Here is a 5970-nt window from a genome sequence, read left to right as displayed (position 1 = left end):
TTCTCGGAGGTGCGGGCCAGGACCGTGTAAAAGGCGGCCACCGGGCCGTTCGTCGAAAAGCATTTGGTCCCGGAGATGACGTACTCGTTGCCGTCCCGGACCGCCGTGGTGCGGATGGAACCGACATCGGACCCGGCGCCGGGCTCCGATACCAGGTAGGCGGCCAGCTCCTGGTTCGTCACGATCCGCGGCAGCACCTTGGCCAGCAGTTCGGGACTGCCGCCGTGCAACAGCGGGTAGCTCCCCACGGCCTGAATGATCAGCATGAGGGCCGACGAGGCGCAGTGGCGGGCGATCTCCTCCACCGCCGTACAAAGCAGGGTTCCCTGGCTCTGCTCCGCACCGCCATACTGCGGCGGGAAGACCATGGTCATGAGCCCCAGATCCCACAACAGCGACAGCACCTCGCTGTCAAGCTCGCCCGTGGCGTCTATGTCGGCCGCTACCGGGGCGATCCGCTCCCGGGCCGCCTGGCGGATAGTGTCGGTTACGATGCGTATCTCTTCGTTGTTGGTAAACATCTGTCCCCTCCTGTCTGATATCTGTCCTTTGTTGGTTTTCGATTAAGGATTCCCCGCAGACAGCTGCGAAAATCCGATCCGGCGTGACAAGCAATCCGCCACGCTGTATAACGTTTTTATATTTCATTGTTTGTGCCAGGTTTATTAAAAGATAAAACAAGTCCATAACTATCCGTTTTCTTTGAATAGTTTTTGATGTATACAAACAGGACACAATTTGCTATACCCTTTTTATGTAGACGCTCGTATACAACAGTACTCCGCATAGCCATGAACAGGGCACCACTGCAAGGAGTTTCCCAGAGGAGACATGTTGACCAATGGATACACCTAACAAGACGGCCCTATTCCGTAAAGCCACCTATTGTCGCTGCGGCATCGTTTTTTTGAACGAAACAGGCCACGTTACCGCTTTGAACCATGACTTCTTTGCTTCGACGCATCCGGAGATCACGGAGGGAGGGCTCCTTCCCGATGAACTTCAAGGTTTGAAGCCCGGGGAGTGGAGATTTTGGGGTAAAGACTGGTTCGTACAGACCGAAGGTCAACCAAGAACCGAAGTGCTTGTGGTCAGGCGTGTCAGGGCAGCGGATCTGATCCTTGGTCCCTACGGCGACTGTCCCATGAATGAGGAGATGGTGCGGATGATGCTCGACAGTCCCTCTGAAGGGCTGACGGTCGTTGATACGAAAGGGAAGATTACGCTGCTCAGCCCGTCAAATGAACGCTGGTTCGGCCTTGAGCCGGGAGGCGGGGCCGGGCTCGCCCTTTCGGACCTGGCCCCGGCCAGCCGCTTGTCGGAGGTGGCCCGAACCGGCGTGGCTGATCGTGCCCAGGTCGTTGACCTGCAAGGCAAGACCAAAATTACGGTAAACCTCCCCATCAGGCGGGACAGGGAGGTAATCGGCGCCGTCGGCAGAATCATCTTCCAGAGCACGGATCAAGTGGAAAAGCTTGCCGGCCGGGTGCGCACCATGGAACGGCAGGTGGAACGCTACGAAACCCTGCTGAACGAGATGCGCGGAGAGCGCTACTCATTCGAGAATATCCTCACAAAAAGCCCGGTGATGCTCAGCATCATCGACCAGGCTCGCCGCATAGCAGACTCTTCGGCAAAAGTGCTCATACTGGGCGAAAGCGGCACCGGCAAGGAACTCTTCGCCCAAGCCCTGCACGAGGCCTCGGGTCGAAAAAAGGGGCCATTTGTGGCGATAAACTGTGGCGCCATCCCCCGCGACCTGATCGAGTCGGAACTTTTTGGCTATGAAGAAGGGGCCTTCAGCGGCGCAAAGCGAAAAGGGAAACCGGGGAAGTTCGAACTTGCCTGTGGCGGCACCCTGTTTTTGGACGAAGTTGGGGAGCTACCCCTGGAAAGCCAGGCCAAACTGTTGCGCGTACTGGAAGAGCGCAAGATAGATCGCCTGGGCGGCACGGCACCGATTCCTGTGGATTTCCGTCTCATTACTGCAACCAACCGCGATCTGGGCACAAACGTCAACACCGGCAAGTTCCGGAGCGATCTGTATTATCGCATTAACGAGTTCCCGATCGACATTCCTACACTGAGGTCCCGACCGGAAGATATCCCACTCCTGGCAAGACACTTTCTGACTGAAGTATGCCGTAATGAACGGCTGCCCATGCTAAAGATCTCCGAAGGGGCCGCCGAAGCCCTGATGTCGCATGACTGGCCCGGTAATGTCCGCGAACTGCGGGGAGTAATGCGCCAGATGGCCTGGAAGGCCCAAGGAATAACCATCGAGCCGCACCATCTGCCACCATCACTTCATAAAGGCCAGAGCACGGGAATTTCGGGGACATTGGAAGAACAATTGGCCAGAGCCGAACGCGCCGCCATCGAATCGGCCCTGCAGACAGCTGGTGGCAATCGGGCACTCACTGCCCGTATGCTCGGGATTCACCGTACCGCCCTCTACAAAAAGATGAATCGACTGGGCATAGACTAAGAGATCGTCCTGAATTAGGCAGTTGAGACTATGGTTGCGAAACACGGACCGAGGTAACGTTCTCACAGTTGATTCATGTCAAGTCCGATAAACTCCTAGAAGCAACCAAGCTGACACTGCCGTATCTTGTAGCCCCGGACATTTGCCGCGTCCGCGACGGACATGGGTTTGACGTTCAGTTCACGGGCCAGGGCGAAGACGCTGGAACAGGTGAGCTCACCATTTTCCCCGAGGGCCTCGACGCGGCAGACCACCGGTTCACTGACCGGTTCGGTCACCGAACCGGTGTATGCGGTCTTTTTCACTGAGAAGCAGCCAAGTTGGCAGTCCGTAACGCGGATACCGAGCTTATCGATCATGGCCCCGACATCGAGACGGGAAACACCGGCATCCTTGGCAACCTTCCAACCGGCTGGGCATGATACGTAACCATCTTTTACGGCTGATTTGACAACATGTTCCAGCTGAGACAGCGCTTCATTGGACAGATTGCCGGGATTATCCGGCAGCCTGATTCTGCCACTTTTCTTTTCACGGTCAGTGTCATTGAAATTGTGCATTGACAGGTCTCCTCTTGCTAAGTTCCGGATCAAAACGCGTGATTATTTAATATAGCGCACCCGGCAACCTGGACACAAGATAAGTGTTACGCTACCTTTTTGTAATAGTCCTCACGTGCTTGGTCTGAACTTCTGAGCCCCATCTTCTCGACTGGCCACAACTGACAGCATTGCCGAACTAACCCTCTGATAGTTGAACAGTATCAGCATGATAATACCCGAGCCGCAGGGAAATTTCTTTGGCAGCTCTCTTCACCTGTGGGACCAGTTCGTCATACATTCTCGCTGTATTGAAACGCATAATGGGACCGGAAACGCTGACAGCGCCAACGACGCCCCCGGTATAGTTGCGAATCGGAGCGGCAACGCTTCGTACCCCCAGGTTTAACTCCTCATCTTCAAGCGCATAATCCTGAGCAGCTATCGTGCTGAGAAGCCGCCTGAATTGGTCTCGGTCAATAATGGTATTCATTGTCAGTTGCCTGAGATCCTCTGAAAGGTACCTCTGCAGGTCCGCTTCGGACCCGTTTGCGAGGAGCACCTTGCCAGCTGCCGTGCAATGGGCTGGGAGCATAGTGCCCATGCGCGGAACAACCCTCACCGGGTGGGAAGATTCGACTGCATCGAGGCAATAAATTTCTGATCCTCGCATGATCGCTACGTCCGTGGTTTCGTTGCAATCCCGTACCACCGATTCCAAGACGGCTCGTGCCTGACGAGGAAGCTTCATCTGCTTGATGGCACTCTGCCCCATTTCCAGGTTTCTTATCCCAAGCCGGTAACAATCCGTGCCATTGTTTACTTCGATATAGCTGCGTGACGCCAGGGTGGCCAACAACCTGCCAAGTGTGTATTTATTGAGGTTCAGACGCTTTCGCAGCTCAGTCATACCAAGCTCGTCTGTATTATCCAGAAACTGTTCCAGGACATCGAGGGCATACTCAACAGTGTAGATTCTATAATTTGTTGTTTGTTTTTTCATCATGATCACGATAGCAATGGTAATTCAGGCCATGCACTGGTTCCGAGTCCCAGCGTACCATCAGTCCATCACACACAGTGCCGTCCGCTCACTGGCCGCTAACAGCGAGGCAGCCCCAAACAGTTCTGAACTGCTTTGCCGCACCGTGCCAGGAAGCATAATGCATCGATTCAACAGGCGGTCATACCGCCATCAACGACAATCTCCGTGCCGGTCACCCAGCTCGACAGATCCGAGGCCAGGAAAAGGGCGGCATTGGCAATGTCTGCCGGTACACCTGTGCGACCTATCGGGTAGCCTGCCAGCATCTGCTGCAGTGCATCAGCACGATCCGAGAAGACGCCGAGTTTAACGAAATCTTCCACCAGTTTGTTGCCCATGTCGGTCTCGACCAGCCCGGGATAGATGGAATTAACCCGGATGCCGTAACCGAGGCGCCCGCATTCCACCGCCGCCGACTTGCTGAACAACCGTACGGCACCTTTAGAGGCGGTATAGACTCCCAGTCCCGGGGTACCGATCAACCCCGAAACTGATGACAGATTGATAATGCTCCCCCCCTTTCCGGCTGGCCCGCCCGGGCGCATGGCCCTGATGGCGTGCTTGTGCCCGAGAATCATCCCCGTAACGTTGATCCCAATGAGTTTTTGAACATCGGAGAACTCGACATCGGCGATCATGCAGGTTTGCTCGATGGCGGCGTTGTTAACGAGAATATCCAGACCGCCGAACTCATCGATGGTCCGTGCCAGCGTGGCAACCCACTGCGCTTCCTCGGCGGCGTCATGGCGGATGAACATCGCTTTGCCGCCGTTTTCGCGAATCAGTGTTGCGGTCGCCTCGCCCCGCTCCGCCTGCACATCACCTATGGCAACGCTCGCACCCTGCTCCGCGAATATCTGCGCAATGGCAGCACCGATCCCGGCCGCCCCCCCTGATACATAAGCTACCTTGCCAGACAGGTCTATTTTCATCTGATCCCCCCTGTAGGGGCGCACCCGCGTGTGCGCCCTGTTTTGGGCAGACACATGGGTCTGCCCCCCCTACATTGATGTTCTACATTTTCACGCTGCTGATCTGGATAACCGGCTGAATGTCCGTGTAGTTGGGAATATCCCCCATGAACGTTTCCGCGTGGGGGCCAAAGGCGGCCTGGAAAGCCTCCACCGAATCAAACAACATGTGCCCCATGGCAACGTAGGGCGCCGGTGATCCCGGCTCTCCACCTCCCAGCCCCTGTTCGACAGCGACACCTTTGCATGCCGTACCGAGCTTTTCCCGAACCATCGGCATATGGCTGGTACAGTAATACTCCATGTCGAATCTGCTTCCTGCACCATGTGGATAGAGCACGCTGACCTTGATCATGTTCATTTCTCCTTTGTCGCCGCATGTTCGGCTTGGATTGTGTTTTTATCAGCAAAACGGCATTGACGTACCCTGTTATTCGGGCAACTGAACGGCACGACACTCAACCGCATCAATAGAAGATGGCACCCGCTCCTCGGCAGTCACCTCCACCTCGTCATGGACATTCCTGAGAAAGAAGTGGGAGAGGGCCGGGATGAGGATGAGTGCCCCGATCATGTTCCAGAGGAACATAAAGGTCAGGAGGATTCCCATGTCGGCCTGGAACTTGATCGGCGACAGGGACCAGGTGATGACCCCGCCGGCCAGGGTGATCCCAACGAGCCCAACGACCTTGCCGGTGAACTGCACCGCCTTCTGGTACGCCTCGCCCAGCGGTAGCCCTTCCCGCTGGTATTTGAGCTGCATGCTGAGCAGATACAGCGCATAGTCGATGCCGATCCCCACCCCCAGCGCGATGACCGGCAGGGTGGCGACCTTGACGCCGATGCCAAGTGCCACCATCAGCGCCTCGCACAGGATCGAGGTGAGGACGAGCGGCAGGATCGCCACCAGTACGGCCCGCCAGCTCC

Annotated in this window: 7 protein-coding genes; 1 reads left to right on the top strand and 6 read right to left on the bottom strand. The window is 56.2% G+C overall.

The genetic code is table 11. The features are described from left to right. A partial coding sequence (locus JN12_RS20160) for an acyl-CoA dehydrogenase family protein (RefSeq protein ID WP_211360597.1) occupies positions 1 to 521 on the bottom strand: 521 nt, incomplete at its 3' end. A 566-nt stretch (positions 522 to 1087) separates the two neighbouring features. Here JN12_RS20160 and JN12_RS20155 point away from each other — a divergent pair. Then, positions 1088 to 2488: a sigma-54 interaction domain-containing protein gene (locus JN12_RS20155; protein WP_246125939.1), complete on the top strand. Its 1401-nt coding sequence runs from the start codon at positions 1088 to 1090 to the stop codon at positions 2486 to 2488. Positions 2489 to 2583: 95 nt separating this feature from the next. On the opposite strand, the gene JN12_RS20150 is transcribed toward JN12_RS20155, so the two are convergent. The 5 genes from JN12_RS20150 to JN12_RS20130 all read right to left on the bottom strand — a co-directional run. Beyond that, on the bottom strand, positions 2584 to 3048 hold the full coding sequence (locus tag JN12_RS20150) for a hypothetical protein (protein WP_145026299.1): 465 nt from the start codon (positions 3046 to 3048) through the stop codon (positions 2584 to 2586). Positions 3049 to 3226: 178 nt separating this feature from the next. Then, positions 3227 to 4033: an IclR family transcriptional regulator gene (locus tag JN12_RS20145; RefSeq protein WP_145026296.1), complete on the bottom strand. Its 807-nt coding sequence runs from the start codon at positions 4031 to 4033 to the stop codon at positions 3227 to 3229. A gap of 167 nt (positions 4034 to 4200) precedes the next feature. Continuing rightward, complete coding sequence (locus tag JN12_RS20140) at positions 4201 to 5004, bottom strand: SDR family NAD(P)-dependent oxidoreductase (protein WP_145026293.1); 804 nt, start codon at positions 5002 to 5004, stop codon at positions 4201 to 4203. 82 nt (positions 5005 to 5086) lie between these two features. Beyond that, the gene (locus JN12_RS20135) at positions 5087 to 5398 is read right to left on the bottom strand and encodes an EthD family reductase (RefSeq protein WP_145026290.1); all 312 of its coding nucleotides are present in this window, start codon (positions 5396 to 5398) and stop codon (positions 5087 to 5089) included. Positions 5399 to 5473: 75 nt separating this feature from the next. Continuing rightward, positions 5474 to 5970: MMPL family transporter (locus JN12_RS20130; RefSeq protein WP_145026285.1), on the bottom strand; the 497-nt coding region annotated here is incomplete at its 5' end.

It is taken from the genome of Geobacter argillaceus (genome assembly GCF_007830735.1).
Classification (GTDB): domain Bacteria; phylum Desulfobacterota; class Desulfuromonadia; order Geobacterales; family DSM-12255; genus Geomobilibacter; species Geomobilibacter argillaceus.
The sequence above is the reverse complement of the archived record's forward strand: the minus strand, read 5'-3'. Positions and strand labels throughout refer to the sequence as shown.

Bases quoted from the DNA above. Each gene is read 5' to 3' on its own strand.
- JN12_RS20150 (WP_145026299.1), bottom strand. From the start codon at position 3,048: ATGCACAATTTCAATGACACTGACCGTGAAAAGAAAAGTGGCAGAATC.
- JN12_RS20145 (WP_145026296.1), bottom strand. From the start codon at position 4,033: ATGATGAAAAAACAAACAACAAATTATAGAATCTACACTGTTGAGTAT.
- JN12_RS20140 (WP_145026293.1), bottom strand. From the start codon at position 5,004: ATGAAAATAGACCTGTCTGGCAAGGTAGCTTATGTATCAGGGGGGGCG.
- JN12_RS20135 (WP_145026290.1), bottom strand. From the start codon at position 5,398: ATGATCAAGGTCAGCGTGCTCTATCCACATGGTGCAGGAAGCAGATTC.